The 23,869-nt window shown below is 45.8% G+C and carries 28 protein-coding genes and 1 riboswitch; of the genes, 21 read left to right on the top strand and 7 right to left on the bottom strand.

Features of this window, described 5'->3' with window-relative positions; all coding sequences use genetic code 11:
• Positions 1-241: 241 nt before the first annotated feature.
• The 3 genes from tapA (at position 242) to tasA (ending at position 2,419) form a co-directional block, all read left to right on the top strand.
• Positions 242-970, top strand: coding sequence for an amyloid fiber anchoring/assembly protein TapA (gene tapA, locus H7F26_RS19425; protein WP_003183451.1), 729 nt, complete (start codon positions 242-244; stop codon positions 968-970).
• Entirely contained in the window at positions 967-1,551 is a 585-nt protein-coding gene (gene sipW, locus H7F26_RS19420) for a signal peptidase I SipW (protein WP_003183449.1), read from the top strand. The genes tapA and sipW overlap by 4 nt, the downstream gene beginning before the upstream one ends.
• A gap of 73 nt (positions 1,552-1,624) precedes the next feature.
• Complete coding sequence (tasA, locus tag H7F26_RS19415; protein WP_003183447.1) at positions 1,625-2,419, top strand: biofilm matrix protein TasA; 795 nt, start codon at positions 1,625-1,627, stop codon at positions 2,417-2,419.
• 104 nt (positions 2,420-2,523) lie between these two features.
• Here the strand turns inward: tasA and sinR are convergent, their stop codons facing one another.
• From sinR to H7F26_RS19395, 4 genes are all read right to left on the bottom strand, one after another.
• The gene (gene sinR, locus H7F26_RS19410; RefSeq protein ID WP_025804940.1) at positions 2,524-2,859 is read right to left on the bottom strand and encodes a transcriptional regulator SinR; all 336 of its coding nucleotides are present in this window, start codon (positions 2,857-2,859) and stop codon (positions 2,524-2,526) included.
• A gap of 33 nt (positions 2,860-2,892) precedes the next feature.
• A complete protein-coding gene (gene sinI, locus H7F26_RS19405) occupies positions 2,893-3,069 on the bottom strand; it encodes an anti-repressor SinI (protein WP_003183444.1) in 177 nt (58 codons plus the stop codon).
• Positions 3,070-3,259: 190 nt separating this feature from the next.
• Positions 3,260-4,054: a YqhG family protein gene (locus H7F26_RS19400; RefSeq protein ID WP_003183441.1), complete on the bottom strand. Its 795-nt coding sequence runs from the start codon at positions 4,052-4,054 to the stop codon at positions 3,260-3,262.
• Between the two features lie 6 nt (positions 4,055-4,060).
• The gene (locus H7F26_RS19395) at positions 4,061-5,740 is read right to left on the bottom strand and encodes a DEAD/DEAH box helicase (protein ID WP_003183439.1); all 1,680 of its coding nucleotides are present in this window, start codon (positions 5,738-5,740) and stop codon (positions 4,061-4,063) included.
• A gap of 243 nt (positions 5,741-5,983) precedes the next feature.
• Positions 5,984-6,088: riboswitch (glycine riboswitch) on the top strand.
• 244 nt (positions 6,089-6,332) lie between these two features.
• Between H7F26_RS19395 and gcvT the strand changes: the two genes are divergently transcribed.
• The 6 genes from gcvT (at position 6,333) to H7F26_RS19365 (ending at position 13,603) form a co-directional block, all read left to right on the top strand.
• Entirely contained in the window at positions 6,333-7,427 is a 1,095-nt protein-coding gene (gene gcvT / locus H7F26_RS19390) for a glycine cleavage system aminomethyltransferase GcvT (protein ID WP_003183436.1), read from the top strand.
• A 30-nt stretch (positions 7,428-7,457) separates the two neighbouring features.
• Complete coding sequence (gcvPA, locus tag H7F26_RS19385; protein ID WP_003183435.1) at positions 7,458-8,804, top strand: aminomethyl-transferring glycine dehydrogenase subunit GcvPA; 1,347 nt, start codon at positions 7,458-7,460, stop codon at positions 8,802-8,804.
• Positions 8,797-10,254 carry an aminomethyl-transferring glycine dehydrogenase subunit GcvPB gene (gene gcvPB, locus H7F26_RS19380; protein ID WP_003183434.1) on the top strand — a complete coding sequence of 486 codons (1,458 nt, stop codon included), beginning with the start codon at positions 8,797-8,799 and terminating at the stop codon, positions 10,252-10,254. Before gcvPA ends, gcvPB begins: the two co-directional genes overlap by 8 nt.
• 363 nt (positions 10,255-10,617) lie before the next feature.
• Positions 10,618-11,865, top strand: coding sequence for a glycine/proline betaine ABC transporter ATP-binding protein OpuAA (opuAA, locus tag H7F26_RS19375; protein WP_003183433.1), 1,248 nt, complete (start codon positions 10,618-10,620; stop codon positions 11,863-11,865).
• Positions 11,865-12,719: an ABC transporter permease gene (locus H7F26_RS19370; RefSeq protein WP_003183431.1), complete on the top strand. Its 855-nt coding sequence runs from the start codon at positions 11,865-11,867 to the stop codon at positions 12,717-12,719. The genes opuAA and H7F26_RS19370 overlap by 1 nt, the downstream gene beginning before the upstream one ends.
• On the top strand, positions 12,719-13,603 hold the full coding sequence (locus H7F26_RS19365) for a glycine betaine ABC transporter substrate-binding protein (RefSeq protein WP_003183430.1): 885 nt from the start codon (positions 12,719-12,721) through the stop codon (positions 13,601-13,603). The genes H7F26_RS19370 and H7F26_RS19365 overlap by 1 nt, the downstream gene beginning before the upstream one ends.
• A 165-nt stretch (positions 13,604-13,768) precedes the next feature.
• Here the strand turns inward: H7F26_RS19365 and H7F26_RS19360 are convergent, their stop codons facing one another.
• Positions 13,769-14,155, bottom strand: coding sequence for a rhodanese-like domain-containing protein (locus tag H7F26_RS19360; protein WP_003183429.1), 387 nt, complete (start codon positions 14,153-14,155; stop codon positions 13,769-13,771).
• Between the two features lie 186 nt (positions 14,156-14,341).
• On the opposite strand from H7F26_RS19360, the gene H7F26_RS19355 reads away from it, so the two are divergent.
• The 3 genes from H7F26_RS19355 (at position 14,342) to H7F26_RS19345 (ending at position 16,907) form a co-directional block, all read left to right on the top strand.
• Entirely contained in the window at positions 14,342-15,178 is an 837-nt protein-coding gene (locus H7F26_RS19355; RefSeq protein ID WP_003183428.1) for a lipoate--protein ligase family protein, read from the top strand.
• 91 nt (positions 15,179-15,269) lie between these two features.
• Positions 15,270-15,698 carry a transcriptional regulator MntR gene (gene mntR, locus H7F26_RS19350; protein ID WP_003183427.1) on the top strand — a complete coding sequence of 143 codons (429 nt, stop codon included), beginning with the start codon at positions 15,270-15,272 and terminating at the stop codon, positions 15,696-15,698.
• A 333-nt stretch (positions 15,699-16,031) separates the two neighbouring features.
• The gene (locus H7F26_RS19345; RefSeq protein ID WP_003183423.1) at positions 16,032-16,907 is read left to right on the top strand and encodes a patatin-like phospholipase family protein; all 876 of its coding nucleotides are present in this window, start codon (positions 16,032-16,034) and stop codon (positions 16,905-16,907) included.
• On the opposite strand, the gene H7F26_RS19340 is transcribed toward H7F26_RS19345, so the two are convergent.
• Both H7F26_RS19340 and H7F26_RS19335 read right to left on the bottom strand, forming a co-directional pair.
• Positions 16,904-17,290, bottom strand: coding sequence for an SA1362 family protein (locus tag H7F26_RS19340; RefSeq protein WP_003183421.1), 387 nt, complete (start codon positions 17,288-17,290; stop codon positions 16,904-16,906). The genes H7F26_RS19345 and H7F26_RS19340 overlap by 4 nt on opposite strands.
• Positions 17,291-17,328: 38 nt before the next feature.
• Positions 17,329-18,282, bottom strand: a complete 954-nt coding sequence (locus H7F26_RS19335; protein WP_003183418.1) for a DUF1385 domain-containing protein — start codon at positions 18,280-18,282, stop codon at positions 17,329-17,331.
• Positions 18,283-18,533: 251 nt separating this feature from the next.
• Between H7F26_RS19335 and H7F26_RS19330 the strand changes: the two genes are divergently transcribed.
• From H7F26_RS19330 to spoIIIAD, 9 genes are all read left to right on the top strand, one after another.
• Positions 18,534-19,070: a YqhR family membrane protein gene (locus H7F26_RS19330; RefSeq protein ID WP_003183417.1), complete on the top strand. Its 537-nt coding sequence runs from the start codon at positions 18,534-18,536 to the stop codon at positions 19,068-19,070.
• 79 nt (positions 19,071-19,149) lie between these two features.
• A complete protein-coding gene (gene aroQ / locus H7F26_RS19325; RefSeq protein WP_003183415.1) occupies positions 19,150-19,587 on the top strand; it encodes a type II 3-dehydroquinate dehydratase in 438 nt (145 codons plus the stop codon).
• 15 nt (positions 19,588-19,602) lie between these two features.
• A complete protein-coding gene (locus H7F26_RS19320) occupies positions 19,603-20,664 on the top strand; it encodes a M24 family metallopeptidase (RefSeq protein ID WP_003183414.1) in 1,062 nt (353 codons plus the stop codon).
• A gap of 31 nt (positions 20,665-20,695) precedes the next feature.
• Positions 20,696-21,253 (top strand): elongation factor P, encoded by a 558-nt coding sequence (efp, locus tag H7F26_RS19315; RefSeq protein WP_003183413.1) that lies wholly within the window; start codon positions 20,696-20,698, stop codon positions 21,251-21,253.
• A 162-nt stretch (positions 21,254-21,415) separates the two neighbouring features.
• Positions 21,416-21,697 (top strand): YqhV family protein, encoded by a 282-nt coding sequence (locus H7F26_RS19310; protein WP_003183412.1) that lies wholly within the window; start codon positions 21,416-21,418, stop codon positions 21,695-21,697.
• 91 nt (positions 21,698-21,788) lie between these two features.
• The gene (gene spoIIIAA, locus H7F26_RS19305) at positions 21,789-22,712 is read left to right on the top strand and encodes a stage III sporulation protein AA (RefSeq protein WP_003183411.1); all 924 of its coding nucleotides are present in this window, start codon (positions 21,789-21,791) and stop codon (positions 22,710-22,712) included.
• Positions 22,706-23,221: a stage III sporulation protein SpoIIIAB gene (spoIIIAB, locus tag H7F26_RS19300; RefSeq protein ID WP_003183410.1), complete on the top strand. Its 516-nt coding sequence runs from the start codon at positions 22,706-22,708 to the stop codon at positions 23,219-23,221. Before spoIIIAA ends, spoIIIAB begins: the two co-directional genes overlap by 7 nt.
• A gap of 22 nt (positions 23,222-23,243) precedes the next feature.
• Positions 23,244-23,450, top strand: a complete 207-nt coding sequence (gene spoIIIAC / locus H7F26_RS19295) for a stage III sporulation protein AC (protein WP_003183409.1) — start codon at positions 23,244-23,246, stop codon at positions 23,448-23,450.
• Positions 23,451-23,492: 42 nt separating this feature from the next.
• The gene (gene spoIIIAD, locus H7F26_RS19290; RefSeq protein ID WP_003183395.1) at positions 23,493-23,858 is read left to right on the top strand and encodes a stage III sporulation protein AD; all 366 of its coding nucleotides are present in this window, start codon (positions 23,493-23,495) and stop codon (positions 23,856-23,858) included.
• Positions 23,859-23,869: the final 11 nt, after the last annotated feature.

The raw sequence follows: 23,869 nt of genomic DNA, 5'->3' as shown, positions 1-23,869 counted from the left end.
CAACAGTGTTTATACAAAAATTAAGAAGAAATTGTGTACACTATAAAGAACTACAAACTTTTCAAAAAGATGAGAATTTGAGAGGTTTTTTGAGGAATTAAACGAAAATGTTCTTTAGAACGAACTTAATCGACTTTTTTGACAGTTTTCAAACGGCACACTTGTTCTTTATACTCTAACTATAAAGTTCTTTAAAACGAACGGAAACAAAAGCCATTACATACTCGCTAGGAGGGTAGTCATGTTCCGATTATCTCGAACTAGGAGATGCCGAAAAAGAGCCGGAAAAAACATTATCGTTTTTCAAACGCTGCTGATCATATACCTGTTAATTGGATTGGGGAGTCAGCTGTCACAGCATACAAACGCATCATTTCATGATGTGGAAACATACAGCATGACAATGAAAGCGGCCTCAACTTTTCCTCAAGATGAGAAGCAGTGGGACGGGAGCGATTTGAAGCTTCAAAAGCAGACGAAGACGAAAGGAACGGTCTGTGCACCGCTGACATTGTTTGCAGAATATAAAAACCGCGGCAGTCAAATCGCCGACTCTGAATGGAAGTGGGAGCTTCATAAACTCGGTCATTCCAAAAAGCCGCTAGAGGACGGGACTGTGATCGATAAAGGCGTGTTCAAAAAAGAAGCCGAAAGCAGCATCTACCGGATAGAGTCAAAGCGGGCAGCAAAAGGAGGGCTATACGCTTTTAAATTGATCAGACCTGAAGGCCATCCAGATGTTAAAAAGGGCAAACCTTTCATTTGGTCAAATGTAATGGAGCTTCAAGACTGCAAAGAAGAAACACCGAAGCCTCCTAAAAAAGCTTCAGCAAAACCAAAGCAAACTGAACAGACTCAAACAACGCAAAAGTCTGAGCAGGATATAGAGGAAACACCAAAGGACAGTGAATCCGTAGATAAAGAAAATAGAAAAGAAGATAATTCATTAGAAAGCGGGGAAGCGTCATGAAACATGTGATGAAATGGATCAGCAATTTCTTATATGTGATTATTTTCACAATCATCATCGCCGCGGTCATCGTCGTGATTTCGACAAAGTCGTCCGGCGGGGAGCCGCAGCTCTTCGGCTATCAATTGAAAACGGTTTTATCCGGATCGATGGAGCCGGAGTTTAAAACAGGTTCTGTGATTGCCGTTCAAAAAGTTGAAAATCCCGGGTCTTTGAAAAAGGGAGATATCATTACATTCATGCAAGACGAAAACACCATGGTTACCCACCGAATTATCGGTATAACAAAAAATAAATCAAATCTCATGTTCAAGACAAAGGGTGACAATAACCAAAACCCTGATTCCGATCCGGTACTGGCGGAAAATGTTGTCGCTAAGTATTCGGGCATTACGGTTCCGTATGCCGGGTATTTGCTGGACTTTGCAAGTAAACCGATCGGCACAGCCATTTTGCTGATCGTGCCGGGACTCTTGTTGATTCTTTATGCAGTAATTACTGTATCCGCGGCTTTAAGAGAGATTGACCAAAAAGCTAAAGCAATTGAAGCCGCTGGAAAAGATCAATCAGTTTCCATGTAATCTTCGTTGGTCACCTGAACATTCAGGTCTCCATATATACAGATTTTCTTAATTATAAAAGGAGGAGTTATCAATGGGTACAAAGAAAAAACTAGGATTAGGCGTTGCGTCTGCTGCGCTTGGACTGGCATTAGTAGGAGGAGGAACTTGGGCTGCGTTTAACGACATCGAAACAACTCAAGCAACTTATGCAGCAGGTACGCTTGACTTAAATGCGAAAGATACATCTGCAAGAGTGAACTTGTCCAACTTAAAACCAGGCGACAAATTCACTAAAGATTTCGAGTTCAAAAATGACGGATCACTTGCGATTAAAGAAGTGCTGATGCAGGTTGGCTACAGCAATTTCGTTGACGGAAACGCGAAAAACGGCGGAAAAAGCACAGCGGAAGACTTCCTGAAACAATTTAAAGTCAGCGTTCTGACTGTCGGAGTTGAAGGCGGTAACGGCTATCCTAAAAACATCATTTTAGATGAAGCCAACCTTTATGATCTGTACAATATGTCCGCGAAAAAAGATAAGAACGCATATGAAAAAGTGAAGAAAGCCATTGAGCCAGAGTTCCTGCATGACAATGGCAAAATCAATGTAGCGACAATCAACGGAAAAACTGCGCCTGAATACGACGGCATTCCGAAAGACCCATATGACTTTGATAAAGTTCAATTGGTGATTGAGTTTGTAAATGACAAAACAACAGACGCCAGCGGCAGAATGGTACAGAACAAATATCAAGGTGATTCTGTACAGCTTGACTTCTCATTCGAAGCTACTCAATGGAACGGCTTGACAATCGACGGCAAAAAACATGCCGATGAAAAAGGTTATGTGAAAGAGAACGAAAGAGCGCACAGTGAAGATAAATAATGGTGCAATTTAAAAAACGGATCTTTATGATCCGTTTTTTTATGTTCATGAGGAATCGGCTTATTCAGCGTAAAAAATGCCAAAGGGAGTAAGATGTGTTTCCCTTACTCCTTTTCCTGTCTTCTCTTCCACTTTTGATAATCTAAAAATTCTCGAAATTGTTTTTTAGAAACCCCTGATGCCATAGCGTCACGAACTAGATTTTCCCATTCACTATCTAATTGACCATCGTATTCGGTTTCATCTTTCTCATCGAGCAGGGTATGAACCGAGACGTCCAGAACAGCGGAGACTTTTTCTAGAAATTGAATGGAGGGGTTTGTTTGCAAGTTTCTTTCTATTGAACTTAAATAAGACTTCGCTACCCCAGCCTTTTCAGCTAGTTCAGATAGTGAGTAGCCTTTTTCTTTTCGATATTGTTTAATACGCTGGCCAATCAATGTCATCACCTTCCTTTCGATATTATAGCACATTCAGAAAGGATTTATTGAATGACTTCTTTCAATTGATGTGGAAGGATTTGAAGACTTCTTTCCCAAATTGAGAAAAATACGTATTTCCTCTGGACTAATGCCTTGTTCAAGAGCGTGTTTAATCAAGTCTGTCCACTCCTCATCCAATTCTTCTTTCTCATTTTTATCTTTATTCATACATTTCCCCCCCAAAATACTTGATTATGTATTTCAGACAACCATGTTGTGATAAACAAAGATAAACCTCAAGGCTCAACACTTTTCCAAGCTTGTCCAAATGCTGTTACGAAAGTTTCTCTTTTCTCTTTAGTTCTATTATAATTCCAGCTCTCTGAATAAAAACAAGAACGATGTCGAATTGGAAAAATTATCCTGAATTTTTTTTACGCAGATAAAATAATCCCCCGTTTTGAACTTTAATATCGATTTTAGGCTCGTAAAGCGTTTGGAGGGCCTTTTTCTCAATTTCGTATTCCTCCGGTTTTTCTTCAGTATCCTCGTAAAATTGGTTTAAGAGTGCCAGGTCGTTATTCCAACGTTTCAGGGAAGCTTCAGCCCAATCAAGCGGTTCGCTTCTGGCCGCCTGTTCGATATAGCGCTCAAGCCGTTTTATGCCGCTTTCCGGCTTAATCAACGGCGACATCGTATAACAGTAGTCAGAGATCTGTGAGGAAAGCTCGCGTGCTTCCATTTGCTCTTGAAACGATTCGGTCAGCTGGCCGCTGATTAAGTGAAGGCCAAGGGACAGAAGCTTATCTTTTTTCATGTCGGACTGGTACGAGATCGTCACATTCATGCCGAGCCAAGGTTCCAGAGGGATATGAGCCCCTTCGGAACGGATTTTCTCATAAAGGCGAATAAATTTGCCGTTTTTTTGCACTGCCTGGAAAATTTGAAAAAGTCTTGGTGATCCAAAATGAATAAACTCCCCTTCGATATCGGAAGGGGCCTCGTCTTCATTCGTGATCAGCGTGATTTTCATCGGATTCGGCTCTCCTCCCGTCTTTTCAAGCCAGTGCCAGTAAAACGGCCTGTTCATGATTTGTTTATCGACCTCAACCGTCAGCTGCACGGTCATGTGGCCTGGACTTTTGTCGGTGATCGTGCAGCCGTTTGCGGTGAAAAAACGTTCTAAAAACAGGTAGATTTCTTCCTGACGCATTTGAATTTAGCCTCCTATCTGTGTATGGTTTGAAACGTCTTCATTTCCGTAAGAGATGAAAGAGGTTAAGTTTTCCATTTTGATTTTCATTTCCTCGTCTGTCGCAGAGTAAAAAAGAATATCGTGGAGGTGCTCTTCAAAATTGCCGACCTCGATTTTTGTTAAAATATCATCCAAGTCTCCGACGACTTTTTCGAACAAATGAATCTTTTCATAAAGAAGCTTTAAAATATGTTCTTCTACGGTATGCTTTGTTGCCATATTGTAAATGTAGACATCGCGTTCCTGGCCGAGCCGGTGAATCCTGCCGATTCTTTGTTCGAGGCGCATCGGGTTCCACGGAAGGTCATAGTTGATGATTTTATTGCAAAATTGAAGGTTGATTCCTTCGCCGCCTGCTTCAGTCGCGATCAGAACTTGCACTTTGCCCCTGAACAAATCTTTCATCCAGTCTTTCTTTCCTCTTTTAAATCCGCCTCTGAACGGTACGGAACTGATGCCGTTCTGCTGGAGGAACCATTGCAGATAAATCTGCGTCGCCCTGTATTCGGTAAAGATGATGACTTTGTCATCGAGTTCTTGAATGAGTTCAACGACTTTCAGCGCTTTTGAATTTTGTGCGACCTCGTTGACCTTTTCGATCAAATGGTGGATGACAGGTTCAGAGATTACCGGCGCTTCGCGGTCCTTTCGGTCAAGCATGTTTTTCAGCGTCATATAGACAGCCTCCCTGCTTGAACAGCATTCGCGCTCCAATGTCATGATTGAGAACATGCTTGATGAATGCTGATGATTTGTCTTCAGCTTTTTAATCTCGTCATACAAAGCCTGTTCTGTAGGCGAAAAGGAAATAGGCACGGTTTCGACATGACGCTTTGTCCAGGTGATGCCGGTATCATGCCGCCTGTTTCTGATCATGACTTTATTGATAAGGGACTTCAAGCGCTCGTGTGCTTCAGCTGAATTGATCTGTTTTGTATAATCTTTGTTGAAGTTGCTTTCATTTCCCAAGTGTCCGGGTTTTAGCAGGGAGACGAGATTAAATATTTCGTCGATCTTGTTTTGGATCGGCGTCGCCGTCAGCATCAGACAGTATTTTTTCTTTAAGCTGCGGACAAACTCGTAATTTTTTGTTTTATTGTTTTTCAGTTTGTGAGCTTCATCAATAATCACCACATCGTACTGGATCGACAAAACCGTCTCTCTGTGCGGCGACCGCTTTGCCGTGTCAAGGGAGGAGACGACAACATCGCATTGCTCCCATACATAGCTTTTTTTCTGTTCAACGGCCGGAATTAAAAACTTTTCCCGAAGTTCCTTTACCCATTGCGAGACGAGCGAGGCGGGGACAAGGATTAATATTTTCTTGGCCAGCCCGCGAATCATGTATTCTTTTAATATCAGCCCCGCCTCGACTGTTTTGCCGAGGCCCACTTCATCCGCCAAGATGGCTTTTCCGTTCATCTGTTCGACCACCTTCCGGGCGACTTCGAGCTGGTGGGGAAGCGGTGTGAAGCCGGGGAGGTGGTATGGGGCCTGCAAGCCTTCAAACGTCGGAATCGCAAGCCTTTTCTGCACTTCACAGGAAAGCTGGTAAAGCTCCCAATTCGCCCACGGGCCGTCTTCATCAAGATGCTTTTTGAACTGTTCCGGCCATTCGTTGTCGAAATGAATGTCTGGTCTCATCGTCATGCCGCCTTTCTCTTCTGAGATTCAAATGTTCTTTTTTAAAAGGAAATCTTGCGTGAAAAAAACGGATTTTACTAAGAAATAAACAAAACACGAACGTTCTTATTCTGAAATAATAAATTGTTAATGGTTTTTTCTGTTGCCCAATCGTTGTGATGATGGTAGGATATTTGTAGATCATCAGTAAAAAAATCGTAAGCTTTATATAGTATGTCCATGAAAAGAAATGAATATGAGCGAATGACGGCAAGGGGAGAGACCGGCAGAGGGAAACCTAAAAGCGGCGCCGAAGGAGCAAGCTGGGGAAACAGTGAATCTCTCAGGCAAAAGAACTCTTGCTTGACGCAACTCTGGAGAGAGTTTGTATCATATTATGTTTTGCAAACCACCAAAGGGGACATCTTTGCTTTTGATGCAAAGTAAACTTTCAGGTGCCAGGACAGAGAGCCTCCAAACTGACAAAGGGGCTTCTCTGTCCTTTTTTGTGCCGTATAAAGCGGCGCAGCCATCCTGTTGATGTTGAAATCTTTCTTGTTTTCTGATGATTGGCAAACTTGTTTTTAGTTTGAAAAGCGAAGGGGGAAGCAGAATGCTTAAACGTACGCCTTTATTTGACCTTTATAAGGAATATGGCGGGAAAACGATTGATTTTGGCGGCTGGGAACTGCCAGTCCAATTTTCTTCTATTAAAGAGGAGCACGAAGCCGTCAGGACGAAAGCGGGGCTTTTTGACGTCTCACACATGGGAGAGGTCGAAATCACAGGAACGGACAGCCTTCCGTTCTTGCAAAAGCTGTTGACAAACGATGTTTCGACGCTGAAAGAAGGCGGCGCCCAGTATACGGCTATGTGCTATGAAGACGGCGGAACGATCGACGATCTCCTCGTCTATAAAAAAGCGGCCAATGTCTATATGCTCGTCATTAACGCAGCCAATATCGACAAGGACGTCGATTGGATGAACAAGCATATAAAGGGTGACGTGTCGGTTCGAAACGTATCTGACGAGATTGCGCTCCTTGCCCTTCAAGGGCCGAAGGCCGAAGCAATTTTAAAACAGGTCGCAGATCATGACCTTGCAGAATTAAAGCCGTTTATGTTCCGGGATGATGCAGCGGTTGGCAGCGTGCAGGCGCTTGTGTCCAGAACGGGATACACGGGAGAGGACGGCTTTGAGATTTACTGCCGGAATGAAGATGCAGCCTGCATTTGGAAGCTGCTCCTTGAAACGGGCAAGGATTCGGGATTGGTGCCGTGCGGCCTCGGGGCTCGGGATACGCTGAGGTTTGAAGCGAAGCTGCCGCTTTACGGACAGGAGCTCTCAAAAGACATTACGCCGATCGAAGCCGGCATCGGATTTGCCGTCAAAACGAACAAAGCCTCGGATTTCATCGGAAAAGCCGTCCTGGCAAGCCAAAAGGAACATGGAGCGGACAGAAAGCTGGTTGGCCTTGAAATGATCGATAAAGGCATTCCAAGACACGGATACGCCGTCTATTATCAAGGCGAACAAGCAGGCGAGGTGACAACCGGCACACAGTCGCCGACTTTAAAGAAAAACGTCGGCCTCGCATTGCTGAAAAAAGAAGCCTGCGCCCTCGACACCGTAGTTGAAGTGGAGATCAGAAATAAACGTTTGAAAGCCAAAATCGTGAAAACCCCATTTTACAAACGGCAGCCGTAAGTTTGCCAAGACCTTGAAAGGAGACTGAAGATGAAGCACCGTTACCTGCCAGCTACAGATCAGGATAAAAAGGAGATGCTTGAGGCAATTGGAGTCGAGAGAATCGACGAGCTATTCTCCGATATACCCGAAAGCGTCAGATTTAAAGGGGAATACCAAATTAAAAAGGCAAAGTCCGAGACGGAGCTTACAAAAGAGCTGACGAAACTCGCGGCTAAAAATAAAGATACAGTGACGTACGCCTCTTTTTTGGGAGCGGGCGTATACGATCATTACCAGCCCGTCATCGTGGATCACGTGATTTCGCGGTCGGAATTTTACACGGCCTACACACCGTATCAGCCAGAAATTTCTCAAGGGGAGCTCCAGGCGATTTTCGAATTTCAAACGATGATTTGCGAGCTGACGGGCATGGATATCAGCAACTCGTCGATGTATGACGGAGGAACGGCGTTAGCCGAAGCGGCAATGCTTGCTTCAGGACATACAAAAAAGAAAAAAATCGTCGTTTCGGAAACCGTCCATCCCGAATCGCGCGAGGTTCTAAAAACGTATGCGAAAGGACAGTACATCGATGTGGTAGAAGTCCCTTCCAAAAACGGAACAGCGGATCTTGAGGCTCTTGATGAAGCCGTCTGCGAAGATACAGCAGCAGTGATCGTCCAATATCCCAACTTTTTCGGGCGAATTGAGCCGCTGAAAGACATTAAACCGATCGCCCATAAAGGGAAAAGCATGTTCATCGTTTCCGCCAATCCGCTGGCTCTCGGGCTTTTAACACCGCCCGGGGCGTTGGGCGCTGACATCGTTGTCGGAGATGCCCAGCCGTTCGGAATCCCTGCTGCTTTCGGCGGTCCGCACTGCGGATTCTTTGCCGTCACGAAAAAATTGATGAGAAAAGTGCCTGGCCGTCTAGTCGGTCAGACGGAAGATGAAAACGGGAAAAGGGGATTCGTTCTCACCCTGCAGGCCCGCGAGCAGCATATCAGACGGGATAAAGCAACATCAAATATATGCTCCAACCAGGCGCTCAACGCGCTTGCTGCGTCAGTCGCCATGACGGCGCTCGGAAAAAAAGGCGTCAAGGAAATCGCATGGCAGAACCTGCAAAAAGCGGCTTACGCAAAAGAAGCAGCTAAACGGGCCGGTCTTGAAGTCGCGTTTGAGGGGCCGATGTTCAACGAGTTTGTCATCAGACTCAATGAACCTGTCGAAAAAGCGAATGAACGCCTGCTTGAGAAAAATATTATCGGAGGCTACGATCTCGGCGCTTCATATCCGGATTTAAAACGGCACATGCTGATCGCCGTGACAGAGCTCAGAACAAAAGAGGAAATCGATACACTCATGAATGAATTGGGGGATTGCCATGAATAATCAGGATCAATCGCTTATTTTTGAAGTATCAAAAGAAGGGCGGGTCGGCTACAGCCTTCCTGAGCTTGACGTCCCTGAAACAGATGTGACAGACGTCATTGACGAAGCGTATATCAGAGACGAACCGGCAGATCTCCCCGAAGTGTCCGAGCTTGATATTATGCGCCATTATACGGCTTTATCTAGGCGCAACCACGGAGTGGATTCGGGATTTTATCCGCTCGGTTCGTGCACGATGAAGTACAATCCGAAGATTAACGAAAAAATCGCGAGAATCCCTGGATTTTCTGCGATCCATCCGCTCCAGGATGAAGCGACCGTGCAGGGTGCGCTGGAACTTTTGTACGACTTGAGCGAGCATTTGGAAGAGATCACAGGAATGGATGAGGTCACCCTTCAGCCGGCTGCCGGCGCGCACGGCGAGTGGACCGGGCTGATGATGATCCGCGCGTTCCATGAGGCAAACGGCGATCATAAAAGGACGAAGGTTATTGTTCCTGATTCGGCCCACGGTACAAATCCGGCGTCTGCGACTGTTGCCGGATTTGAAACGGTCACCGTCAAATCGAATGACGACGGCCTTGTTGATCTGGAAGATTTAAAGCGTGTCGTAGACGAAGAAACTGCCGCGTTAATGCTGACCAATCCAAATACGCTCGGCCTTTTTGAGGAAAATATTTTAGAAATGGCTGAAATCGTCCATAGTGCCGGAGGAAAGCTGTACTATGACGGAGCGAACCTCAACGCCGTACTCAGCAAAGCAAGGCCGGGTGACATGGGATTCGACGTCGTCCATTTGAATCTTCACAAAACCTTTACGGGACCGCACGGAGGCGGAGGACCTGGGTCAGGTCCTGTCGGCGTTAAGAAGGAATTGATACCGTATTTGCCGAAGCCGGTGCTTGTGAAAAAAGACGGACGCTATACTTTTGACCATGACCGTCCGCATTCGATCGGCAGGGTGAAACCTTACTACGGAAACTTCGGGATCAATGTGAGGGCATATACGTACATTCGTTCAATGGGGCCGGACGGGCTCAAAGAAGTGACGGAAAACGCCGTTTTAAATGCGAATTATATGATGAGAAAGCTTGCTCCTTACTACGATCTGCCGTTTGACCGACACTCCAAGCACGAATTTGTGCTGTCGGGAAGGCGCCAGAAAAAGCTGGGAGTCAGAACGCTTGACATTGCAAAGCGCCTTTTGGACTTCGGCTTCCATCCGCCGACCATCTATTTCCCGCTCAATGTCGAGGAATGCATCATGATTGAACCGACAGAAACAGAGTCGAAAGAAACGCTCGATGCGTTTATCGATACGATGATCCAGATCGCAAAAGAAGCGGAGGAAACGCCTGAAGTCGTTCAGGAAGCACCGCATACAACCGTTGTGAAACGCATGGATGAAACAAAAGCTGCGCGGAAGCCCGTGCTGCGCTATGAAAAATGATAAGAAAGCCGGCGGATCGATTTCGCCGGTTTTTTTTATGTGAAAAATAATATCTTTATGTAAGCGATTTACTGATTGAATGAGAAGGATGTCTCCCGTATTAAATAGTAAATTCATCAAATTTAAAAGTAAAAATAAAAATTACTTTGCAAAACGCGATAGTTTCAATGTTTTCTAGTGAGATAATGGTTTAATTCACCTTGAAAGAAGAGGATTATGGAGCATTTAGAAGGATTCGCAAGGGTGGAGAGTGACAACGATGAATATGAAGGTATGATACAAAATGATAGCGAATATGCCGTTTGTCTCATATGTTACATAAATGTTACGGTATATTAGATTGCTTCATACGGGAGGAGAAATATGAATTCAGACGAAAAGCGAATCAAGATAAAAGTAGAAAAAGTGTCCAAAGTGTTTGGAAAGAATACAAAGAAAGCAACGCAGCTGCTTGCCGATGGCAAAACCAAAAAAGAAATTCTGAAAGAAACCGGGGCGACCGTCGGGGTGAACCAAGCAGATTTTAGCGTGTATGAAGGTGAGATATTTGTCATCATGGGTCTATCAGGGAGCGGTAAATCAACCTTGGTGCGGCTTTTAAACCGTTTGATTGAACCGACTGCAGGACATGTGCACATAGATGGTGACATGATAACAAATATGTCCAAAGACCAGCTTCGGGAAATCCGCCGAAAAAAAATCAGCATGGTCTTTCAAAAATTCGCTCTGTTTCCGCACAAAACAATTCTTGAAAACACAGAGTACGGATTGGAACTGCAAAAAGTGGATAAAAGAAAACGCCGGCTAAAAGCTATGGAATCATTAAAGCTTGTCGGGCTTGAAGGGTATGAACAGCAATATCCGGATCAGCTGAGCGGCGGGATGCAGCAGCGCGTCGGGCTTGCCCGCGCATTGACGAACGATCCGGACATTCTGCTGATGGACGAAGCGTTCAGCGCGCTTGACCCCCTGATTCGCAAGGATATGCAGGATGAACTCCTCGATTTGCATGAATCAGTAGGAAAAACGATTATTTTCATCACCCATGATCTTGATGAAGCGCTGAGAATCGGCGATCGAATCGCATTGATGAAAGACGGAAACATCGTTCAAATCGGTACGCCGGAAGAGATCTTAATGAACCCGTCGAACGAATATGTTGAAAAATTCGTTGAAGATGTCGACTTATCTAAAGTGCTGACGGCCGGCCACATTATGAAACGGGCTGAAACCGTGCGCGTAGACAAAGGGCCGCGCGTTGCACTGACGCTGATGAAAAACCTGGGGATCTCCTCGATTTATGCTGTTGACAAACACAATAGGCTCCTCGGCTCCGTCGATGCTGAAACAGCGAAGAAAGCAGCCGAAAAAAGCCAGACGCTGGAGAGCGTCATCTCAAGAGAAATCACAACCGTAGAAGAGAATGTTGTCCTGACGGATATCTTTGAATTGGTCTCGGATGCCAGCATTCCGATTGCTGTCGTCGATGAAAAACAGCGGATGAAAGGGATCATCGTCAAAGGCGCATTAATCGGAGCGCTTGCCGGAAATGACCGGTATATTAATGCTCATGAACCAGCCCATGAAGCTGTTATTCAGGAGGTGAGATAATGTTTACTTTATCATCGCTTCCCCGCATTCCTTTAGCCGATTGGATCGATCAGTTTGTTGACTGGCTGACGGTGTCGTTCGGCGGTGTATTTAACGGAATTGCCAGCGGAGTGGAATCGTTTGTTGATGAGATTGTCCAAGGGCTGGGTTTTGTTCCGCCGGTTATGTTGACCGTTATTTTTGCCGCGCTCGTCTGGCTGATCAGCAAAAGAGGCATTGCGCTGTTTACTTTAATCGGATTTTTTATCATTGATTATTTAGGATATTGGGACGCCATGCTCCAGACATTGGCGCTTGTCGTCACATCCGTTCTGATTTCTGTCATTATCGGCATTCCGGTCGGAATCTGGGGCTCCCAAAAGAAAACGGTTCGGAGAGTCGTTACGCCCATCCTTGACTTAATGCAGACAATGCCGGCATTCGTTTATTTACTTCCGGCCATCTTCTTTTTCAATATCGGGGTTGTGCCGGGTGTTGTCGCTTCCGTTATCTTTGCGATGCCTCCGACAATCCGGATGACGATCTTAGGGATCCAGCAGGTGCCTGAAGATCTGATTGAAGCTACAGAAGCATTTGGTTCAACGACAAGCCAGCGGCTCTTTAAAGTTCAGCTGCCGCTCGCGACGAAAACCATTCTGGCCGGTATCAATCAAAGCATCATGCTTGCTTTGTCAATGGTCGTTATTGCATCAATGGTAGGCGCGCCCGGACTCGGAGAAGAAGTTTACCGGGCTGTGACCCAGCTGCAAACGGGTACCGGTGTAGAAACCGGACTTGCGATTGTTATTATTGCGATCGTACTTGACCGGGTTACACAAAATATAAAATTGAAAAAGAGCAGGGGGAATGCATAATGTGGAAAAAGATAGCGGGAATCGGCACTGCAGCGGTACTCACATTGGGTCTGGCTGCCTGCGGAAGCAGCAATAATAATGAAAATGCGTCAGTAGGAGATCAAGTCAATTATAAAATTACCGGCATTGATCCTGGAGCGGGCATTATGAATGCGACGGACCAGGCGCTCAAGGACTACGATCTCAGCAAGTGGACTGTAACGTCAGGATCAAGCTCAGCAATGACAGCCGCATTGAAAAAAGCTTATGACAAAAAAGATCCGATCATCATTACGGGCTGGACGCCGCATTGGATGTTTGCAAAATACGATCTGAAATATTTAAAAGATCCTAAAGGTTCCTACGGCGATGCCGAAGAAATCCATACTGTTACGCGCAAAGGATTCAAGGACGACCATCCGGGCGCAAACAAGCTGCTCAGCCAATTCAGCTGGACAGAGGATGATATGGGAGAAGTCATGCTTGCCGTTCAGGAAGGCAAAAAACCGGAAGAAGCTGCAGCAGACTTCGTGAAAAAACATCAAGATCTAGTTAAGAAATGGACAAAAGGCGTCGATAAAGCGGACGGTGAAAAAATTAAGCTCGGCTATGTGGCATGGGACAGCGAAATTGCGAGCACGAATGTCATCGCAAAAGTTCTTGAAGACTTAGGATACAACGTTACGCTCAGCCAAGTAGAAGCAGGCCCGATGTGGACTGGCATTGCAAATGGAAGCGTCGATGCTTCACTTGCTGCATGGCTGCCGCAAACGCATAAAACATATGCTGAAAAATACAAAGGCAAATACGAAGATATCGGTACTAGCATGACAGGCGTAAAAATTGGCCTTGTCGTTCCGACATATATGAAAGATGTCAATTCAATCGAAGACTTGAAAAAATAACGAACAAAGCCGGCGAACCCATCTCGCCGGCTTATTTTTGCCGGAAAGGGATAACCGCTCATCACCCGAATCCTCCCGGATGCAAAAAAAACATCCTAAAACGTTAAACCGCTTTAGGATGCTGGACTCAACTGAAGCCTTCCATAGCAGAGACAGCTTCGGTTATTAATTTTTCGTTTTAATTTTTCCGCCCCATTTTTTGAACCCGCCTTTCAGGTTGTAAATCTCCTTACAGCCGTGTTTGCGGAGCGTTTGGGCGGCCCTTCCGCTTCTGACGTTGTTTTGGCAGTACAGGTAAACCGGTTTGTCAGGCCGGATTTCGCTTTTTCTTTGCTTAAGCTGTGAAAGCGGAATGTTTCTCGCACCCAAAATGTGGCCGCCTTCATACTCATTCGGCTCGCGCACATCGATGAGCTGCGCTTTGCGATAGCCTGCCCGGAATTCTTCTTCTGTCAAGGTTTTCATAATGCGCTGCTGATAGATGTATGAAGCGACCGCGTAGATGATGAGCGCGGCGCAAATCAAGAGAACGACAATGCTGCTGGTAGACAATCTGATCCGACTCCTTTTTGAATTCGTCCCGCCTAAGTAAGTATGCGGGAGATTTTTAACGATATGTTAAGACAAGTACTATTATAGTAAAGCCTCAGAAATCTGTCATCTGATTCGCCGAATTTATTTTCAATTTTAAGAGGGAATGGTAGACTTATTTTATACCAAAGAAAAAGAGGGTAGGTTATGGAAAAAGAAACATGGCGTTTTATCGATTCGGGACGACGGGATCCCGCTTTTAATATGGCGCTCGACGAGGCGCTCCTTTTTTGGCACAGCGAAAATAAGATTCCGCCGACCATCCGCTTTTACGGCTGGAATCCGCCAACGCTTTCAGTCGGCTATTTCCAAAATATCGAAAAGGAAATCAATCTGGATGCCGTCAAAAAACACGGTTTGGGCTTTGTGAGAAGGCCGACCGGAGGAAGAGGCGTGCTTCATGACCAAGAGCTGACCTACAGCGTCATTGTGTCTGAAGAACACCCGGAAATGCCGAAGACGGTGACGGAAGCGTACCGCGTCATCTCTGAAGGTATTCTTGAAGGCTTCAGAGAGCTGGAGCTTGATGCGTATTTCGCCATACCGAGAACGGAAAAAGAGAAACAGAGTCTGAAAAACCCGAGATCTTCCGTCTGCTTTGACGCCCCGTCGTGGTACGAGCTCGTTGTCGAAGGCAGAAAGGTCGCAGGAAGCGCCCAGACAAGGCAGAAAGGAGTCATTCTTCAGCACGGTTCGATCCTTCTTGATCTGGATGAGGACAAGCTCTTTGATTTGTTTATTTACAAAAATGACCGCCTCAGAGAGCGCATGCAGAGAAACTTCAAACAAAAAGCGGTCGCCATCAATGAGCTGACGAAAGAAAAAGTCACGATTGAAGAAGCGAGCGAAGCTTTTAAAAAAGGGTTTGAAAAAGGGCTTAACATTCATTTGGAGCCTTATGAACTGACGGAAGAGGAAACGGAATTTGTCGAAGATCTCGCCAGGACGAAGTATGCGACAGATGAATGGAATTATAGAAGGTAATCGGGTGAAAACGTTATCCTGTTGCTTGTTTTTTGCATGCACATAGTGTAAACTTGTTATGATTTGAATAGGTGTAATTTGGAGGGATTCGATGACAACACCGAGTATGGAAGATTACATAGAACAAATTTATATGCTGATTGAAGAAAAAGGATATGCAAGAGTCTCAGATATAGCCGAAGCTCTGGCCGTCCATCCCTCCTCGGTTACAAAAATGGTTCAAAAACTCGATAAAGACGAATATTTGATTTATGAAAAGTATCGCGGCCTCGTGCTGACGCCTAAAGGAAAGAAAATAGGCAAGCGTTTAGTATACAGACATGAATTATTGGAGCAGTTTTTACGAATCATTGGTGTTGACGAAGAGAAAATTTATGATGATGTTGAAGGAATCGAACATCATTTAAGCTGGAACAGCATTGACCGTATCGGAGATCTTGTGCAGTATTTTGAAGACGACAGCAAAAGAATCGACGATTTGAGAAGCGTCCAAAAAAGAAACGAACAGGAAAATCAATAAAAGCCGCCGGGTAACGGCGGTTTCAGATTGTTGACAAATCCCAAAACGACTTTTTGTTTTGGGATTTTGTCATCCCTTTCAGCGTTATTGAAAACCCTTGCAGTCTAGGAAGGCCGAGCATCGGAGCGGAGCGAATGTTGGAATTCGTGAGCACCGACGCGCAGGCCTGACAACGAATGCGAGGGTTTGTCGACACGCTGAAGCCGCTGGGTAACGGCGGTTTTTTTCTTTTCGTATCATTTTTTCCGGATGCCGCTCGTTGTCTCATGGTCTTTTTTTTCTGTCCGTTTCTTAAAATGATGTAGAGCCATCTTTTAAGGGGGGGAGATCGCGATGTACATCGACGGGGTTTTTTCAGGCGGCGGCATGAAAGGGGTTGCGCTTGTGGGAGCATACGAAGCGCTTGAAAAACGGGGCTTCCGATTTAAAAGGCTGGCCGGAACGAGCGCCGGTTCGATCATTGCCTCATTTATCGCGGCCGGCTATACAAGCGCGGAGATCCGCCAAATGATGGAGGAATTAAATGAAAGCGAGCTCCTTGACCCGAGGTTTTCACTCTTGCCTTTGAAATTGCTGCAATGGGCATCGATTTATTGGCGGCTCGGTTTATATAAAGGAGATAAATTGGAAAACTGGATTTCCGAAAAGTTGAAAGCGAAGGGCATTTCAGTGTTCGGGGATCTTGAACAGGGAAAGCTGAAGTTGATCGCTTCCGACTTATCGAACGGCAAGATGCTTGTGCTGCCTGACGATTTAAACAGGTACGGTTTGAATCCAGGGCGATTTTCCGTCGCCAGGGCGGTCCGGATGAGCTGCAGCATCCCTTATTTTTTTGAGCCGGTGAAGCTCAAGTCACCTCTCGGAATCAGCGTCGTCGTAGACGGCGGAGTTCTGAGCAATTTTCCGATGTGGCTGTTTACAACAGAAAAAAAACGGCCGGTATTGGGCATCACGCTGATGCCCAATGAAAAAGAGAGGCCGAAGAAAACGATTAAAAATGCGTTCGAGCTGTTCGGGGCGCTGTTTGAGACGATGAAAGAGGCGCATGACGCCAGGCACATTGCCACGAAACATGAGCGGAACATCATTTTTTTGCCTGTTGAGGAAGTTTTGTCGACTGAATTCGCGATGTCGGCAGAAAAAAAACTAGCTCTAATCGAGCTAGGAAAAAAACGAACAGAATTATTTTTGAAACAGTGGACGTTTTAAAAGAAAGCCCTGTTTTTCTTTTTGCTTTTTTTGCCTTCAATCACTGTCAGCTGGGTCTGGCTTTTTTTCTTCACCAATACCGGCTTCGATTTATTGATAGACGGTACGCTTCTCAGGTGATTGACCCTGCCTTTTACAGAGCGTTTTTTATGATCCTGAAAACGCTTGTTGGATTGTTTGGCTGCTTTCTTAAAAGCGGCTCCCTCACTGCCCATATTGCGATTGGAAATGCGCCTGATCACGAAATAAATGATGGCGCCGACCGCGGCAAAAACAAGCAAGTATTGGAGCAGGCGGCCCGGACTTGTGACGGCGAAATAAACAAACCCAAAAATTCCAAACGCAATAATTAAAGCTGAGACAGGATGTACGCGTTGCTTCATAACTGTCCACCTCCCAAAAAATTAACCAATTCGTTACATTACATTACGATATTAGAAGGTTCCTTCTGTTCGTCCTCTGCTTTGGTTTCCATATGAAGAAGCTCATTGAAGCTTGCGATTGCCACTTCCACCTGATCGTCAGACGGCTCTTTCGTTGTTAAAAGCTGCAGCCATAAGCCCGGGTAGCCGAGCGCCTTCAATACAGGGATGTCTCTCAGTTTGTTTGTCAGCTGCAGGACTTCAAATGAAATGCCGAGAACGACGGGTATCAGTGCGAGTCTATTCAAAATACGAACCCAGAGAGGGTCAGTAGGAACAAGCAAGTAAACAAACATGCCCACGATGACGGTGAATAGAATAAAGCTGCTTCCGCAACGGTAGTGCAGTCTTGACTGCCGCTGAACGTTTTCAACCGTGACCGGCAGATTTTGCTCGTAACAGTTTATGACCTTGTGTTCTGCTCCGTGATATTGAAAAACTCTTTTAATAAAAGGAGTGCATGATATAGCGTAAATATAGCTTAGGAGAAGGAGCAGCTTAAAGAAGCTTTCGATCATAATCTGCGCGACGTCCGACTGAAAGACCGGACGGGTGAGCTCCGCTAAAAAAACGGGCACGAGCGTAAAAATAAACTTGCCGAACAAAAAAGACAGGACGCCGACTGCGGCGAGACCAAAAATCATTGTCAGATTGGACGGCTTCTCTTCTTTCAATTGATCGTCTAAAGAAGGGTCGAGGTCATAGCGTTCGCTCGAAAAATTCAAGTGCTTGGTGCCGTTAGCGCTCGCTTCAACAATCGCGATAATCCCTCTGAGAAAAGGAATTTTCTTTAATTTTTCAAGCGTCGGATTGGTTTTCCGAGGCAGCTTGAAAAATTCAATGCTTCCGTCTTTTCTGCGGATCGCGGTTACATAATGGCGCCTGCCGCCGAACATGACGCCTTCGACGACAGCCTGCCCTCCGTATGCGGGCTGTTTTGTTTGATTTGACATTTGCATCAACCTATCTGTATCAATCTATGAGTACATTAACCATTTCCTTACACCTATTGTACAGGAAAAACGCTGAAACCTCTAGATTGACGGGCTCAAAAATTTAAGAAATTCGAACCTCTTACAAAGCCAAATCTAATTAAAGTATACCCTTTTTCATGCTTTTTACACTCGGATTTTAAAAATCTGGGAAAGCTGATGTTGCCGCGGCTGTTTTTGGACATACTGGAAATGGAGGTGATCTGGACTGTATGGGTAATGAAGACAATCAAAAACAGCCGGAAGAGCTTGAGCAGAATAAGCGTGAAACCCCGATGACTTTCACCGGAAGGGTGATCATGACTGGCTTTGTCGGCGGAGTGCTCTGGAGTGCACTCGGTGAGCTGGCGTACCTTTTTAAGTTCTCCGAGGTCAATGCGAACATGATTCTCCAGCCTTTTGTCATCGGCGACTGGAAAAACGGATTTCTCGGAACGTTTATCAGCATACTCTTGATCGGAGTGATTTCCATCGGGGCTGCCTTGCTTTACTACGGCACTTTGAAGCAGGTCAGAGGCATGTGGGCAGGCATTGTCTATGGAGCCGTTTTGTGGGCTGTCGTGTTTTACCTGTTCAATCCGATGTTTCCCGATGTTCAGACAGTGGCTGAATTAAAGAGGGAAACGATTGTGACGACGCTGTGCATTTATCTGCTTTACGGTTTATTCGTCGGCTATTCCATTTCGTTTGAATACAATGAGCTCAATTCTGAAAAACTGACGCGCGCCCTTGGAGAAACAAGAGAATAGTGCCTGATCAGGAAGCAATATGATAAAATGTTCACTGTAAGTGGACATTTTTTTGCGTGATGAGAAGGGGGAGGCAGAGTTGCCGCATATTTTAATTTTGAACGGACCGAATTTAAACCGGCTTGGAAAACGCGAACCCGATGTATACGGGACAGACACATTAACCGATTTGGAACAAAGACTTTTTCAATTTGCCGAAGGCATTCAGACAGAATTGACTTTTTTTCAGTCAAACCACGAAGGGGACCTGATTGATGCTCTTCATGAGGCAGAGGAGCAATACGATGGAATCGTCTTGAATCCGGGGGCTTTCTCGCATTACAGCTATGCCCTCCGCGATGCGGTGGCTGCAATCAGCATACCGGTGATTGAGGTTCATCTTTCAAATCCTCATGCAAGGGAAGAGTTCCGGCACCGCTCGGTCATCGCTCCGGTTGCAAGAGGCCAGATCACCGGACTCGGCTTTGAAGGTTATAAGCTGGCCATCTCTTATTTTATGAACACAAATAACAAATAGGGGGACTAGTGGACAATGAAACTAAACAAATTGAGAGAGCTTTTCGGCGGTTTAGGCATTGACGGTATATTGGTGACGAGCGGCGTTAATTTGCGGTACATCACCGGATTTACCGGATCTTCAGGACTGGCGGTCATCTCAGACGATCAAGCAGTCTTTATTACGGATTTCCGCTATACAGAACAGGCGAAGGATCAAATCAAAAGCTTTGACATCGTTCAGCATGCCGGCGGAATCGTTCAAAAGACCGCCGAAGTGATCAAAGAGATGGGGATAAACAAAATCGGTTTTGAACAGGATAAAATGACATACGGAACGTATGCCGCCTACAAAGAGCAGCTTGGCGCAGCTGAACTCGTTCCCGTTTCTCAATCTGTGGAAAAGTTGCGCTTGATTAAGTCAAGTGAAGAGATTAAGATATTAAAGGAAGCTGCAAAGATTGCAGATGATGCATTCAGCCATATTCTGACGGTCATCAAGCCCGGCATCACCGAAATTGAAGTCGCCAATGAGCTCGAGTTTTACATGCGGAGCCAGGGAGCCGATCATTCGTCCTTCGATATGATCGTGGCGTCAGGCGTACGCTCAAGTCTGCCGCACGGAGTGGCAAGCGGCAAAGCGATCGAGAAAGGCGACCTTGTGACGCTGGACTTTGGGGCTTACTATAAAGGTTACTGCTCGGACATTACGCGTACAGTCGCGGTAGGAGAGCCGGATGATGAGCTGAAACGCATTTATCAAACCGTGTTTGAGGCGCAGGCTATCGGCATGCGGAGCATCAAGCCGGGAATCACCGGGAAACAGGCTGACGCATACACAAGGGACTACATATCTTCACAAGGCTACGGCGATTATTTCGGCCATTCAACAGGCCATGGCCTCGGCATGGAAGTTCATGAAAGTCCGGCGCTTTCAGCACGTTCTGACCAGATGCTTGAAAAAGGCATGGTTGTAACGGTTGAACCGGGAATTTACATACCGGGCAAAGGCGGGGTCAGGATAGAAGATGATATTGTCCTGACAGAGGAAGGAAACGAATCCCTTACCCATTCCGCGAAAGATTTAATTATTTTATAATCCGTTTGATTGGAGCAATAGGAGGATAATCATGATTTCAGTAAACGATTTTCGCACAGGTTTAACGATTGAAGTAGACGGAGGGATTTGGCGCGTTGTTGACTTCCAGCACGTTAAGCCGGGAAAAGGCGCGGCATTTGTCCGCTCAAAATTGAGAAATCTTCGCACAGGTGCGATTCAGGAAAAAACATTCCGCGCAGGTGAAAAAGTGGCCCGCGCCCAAATTGAAACAAAAACGATGCAGTACTTGTATGCCAACGGCGATCAGCACGTTTTTATGGATACGACATCTTACGAGCAGCTTGAGCTGAACGAGAAGCAAATCGAACACGAGCTCAAATTCCTGCTTGAAAATATGTCTGTTCAGATCATGATGTATCAGACAGAGACGATTGGAATCGAACTTCCGAACACGGTCGAACTGAAAGTTGTTGAAACAGAACCGGGCATTAAAGGCGACACAGCCTCAGGCGGAACAAAACCAGCAAAAACAGAAACAGGCCTTGTCGTCAACGTGCCATTCTTCGTAAACGAAGGAGATACGCTTGTTGTCAATACTTCTGACGGTTCTTACGTATCAAGAGCATAAAGGTAACAGCGGGAAAGAGCCGGCTTCATTGAAGCCGGCTCTTTTTTTGCTGTCTGAAATCTTTTACCTCTCACATGCCAAATAGAAAAATCGGAAGACTACTTTTTCAAAGGAGAGCATAGAGTGTAAAAAAAGAGGAAGTGTTACTGGAGGTTTAAGATCATGAAGCTTTTCTTTGGACAAGTCAATCCGACGGTTTTGACAATGGCGGCGTTAAGGGTGGTATCATCTTTGATCGAACTGACGGCGGCTGTTGTGATGCTTTTGACAAACGACGTCAGAAAAGCTGTGGCGGTCAACAGCGTACTGGCCATGGTCGGGCCGCTCATCTTTATTATTACAATGACAATCGGCATCTATCAGATTGCAGGGCAGCTTTCTTACGCAAAGCTGATTTTGATCTTTATGGGAGTGGTTTTGATCATCGCGGGGATCTATAAATAGCGACACATGATAAGAGAGGGCGACTTGTCATAATGTCTTCCTTTGATCATACATTTTTATAGAAGACAAGCAAAAAGAGGAGGGAGTGTTTTTGCACCACATCACAGAGATTCTCCCCGATACGATCAAACGCGCGCTCAGCGGTCTTGGCGACCATGAAATCGATCAGATAGAAGAAATTCGGGTTCGGACAAGTCGTCCGCTGGAACTGGTGAACAAAGGAAAGCCGCGCTTTCTCCCTTATGTGGCGACGCCTGAAGACTCGGCGCTTCTTTTAAACAGATTGGGAAATTACAGCATGTATACACTGGAAGAGGAATTGAAAAAAGGATATGTCACGATCAGAGGCGGACACCGCGTGGGGCTTGCCGGCCGGGTTGTCGTCGAAAACGGGGCCGTCAAAGGAATCAGAGAAATATCATCATTTAATATTCGCATTGCCAAAGAAAAAATCGGCATTTCCAAACCGTATGTCCCCCATTTATTTCAAAACTCGTGGCTGAACACGCTGATTATCGGTCCGCCGCAAACCGGAAAAACAACACTGCTCAGAGACCTCGCCAGGCTGATCAGTTCGGGAAGCGGCAACGCCCCTGCCAAAAAAGTGGGGATTGTTGACGAAAGGTCTGAAATCGCAGGCTGTGTAAACGGCATACCGCAATATCGGCTCGGCGACCGGGCAGACATCCTTGACGCCTGTCCAAAAGCGGAAGGGCTGATGATGATGATCAGATCGATGAGTCCGGAGGTAATGATCGCCGATGAGATCGGGAGAATGGAAGACGCAGAAGCGCTCTTGGAAGCGGTCCACGCGGGGGTGACTGTCATCGTTTCGGCTCACGGCTACACATATGCAGATCTCGCCAGGCGTCCATCATTGAAAATGCTTCAAGAGCACCGGGTTTTTGAGCGAATCGTGGAACTTTCCAGAAAGAACGGTCCCGGCAGCCTGAGCCGCATCCTAAATGGGAACGGAGAGCCGCTCGGGGCAGCAAAGAGGATGTTATCATGCTGAAGCTTTTAGGTGCCGTGCTTATTTTGGCAGCAGCCACATGGACAGGATTTGAAATGGCGAAGCCTTTCAGGGAAAGGCCGAAGCAAATCCGCCAGCTGTTGGCCGCTTTGCAGTCTTTGGAGGCTGAAATCATGTACGGGCATACACCGCTCCGTCAGGCATCAAAACAGATCGCACACCAGCTTACCGAGCCGGTAGCCTCTTTGTTTCAGACATTTGCAGAACAGCTTGAAAAAGGCAGCGCTTCAGCAGGGACGGCATGGGAAGACAGCCTGGAGAAAGTATGGCCCGAAACGGCTCTTAAAAAGAAAGAATACGAGATTTTACGGCAATTCGGCGAAACGCTGGGCCGTCATGATCTGATTTCTCAGCAAAAACATATCAAACTGGCGTTAACCCATTTAGAGACAGAGGAAGCTGAAGCAAATCTCGCCCAGGCGAAAAATGAAAAAATGGTCAAAAGCCTTGGATTTTTGACGGGACTGCTACTGATTCTTCTATTGATGTAATGAAGAGGGGAGCATACACGAAATGGGAGTAGACGTAAATATTATTTTTCAAATTGCCGGCGTCGGGATCGTCGTCGCTTTTCTTCACACCATACTGGATCAAATGGGGAAGAAGGAATATGCCCAATGGGTCACGCTTTTAGGATTCATTTATATATTGTTCATGGTGGCAACTGTTGTCGATGATCTATTCCAAAAGATAAAAGCTGTCTTTCTATTTCAAGGATAGGGGGGCTCACTCATTGAAATCGTTCAAATCGTAGGACTGGGAATGATCGCCACCTTCCTCAGCTTGATTGTGAAAGAGCAAAAACCGACGTTTGCTTTTTTGATTGTCGTTTTTGCCGGCTGCACGATTTTTTTATTCTTAGTAGATCAGGTCTACGAAATCATTCGGATGATTGAAAAAATAGCTGCCAATGCCAACATCAACATGATGTATGTCGAAACGATTTTGAAGATTATCGGGATTGCTTATATTGCGGAGTTTGGCGCCCAGCTGACAAAGGATGCCGGACAGGGTGCGATTGCTTCGAAGATCGAATTGGCAGGCAAAATCCTCATCTTAGTCATGGCTGTGCCTATTTTAACCGTGATTATCGAAACGATCATCGGACTCATCCCTTCCATGTCTTAGTCAGAAAGGAG

This window comes from Bacillus sp. PAMC28748 (assembly GCF_014250415.1).
GTDB lineage: Bacteria > Bacillota > Bacilli > Bacillales > Bacillaceae > Bacillus > Bacillus licheniformis.
Note: the sequence above shows the minus strand (reverse complement) of the source record. Positions and strands in the feature narration are given on the sequence as shown.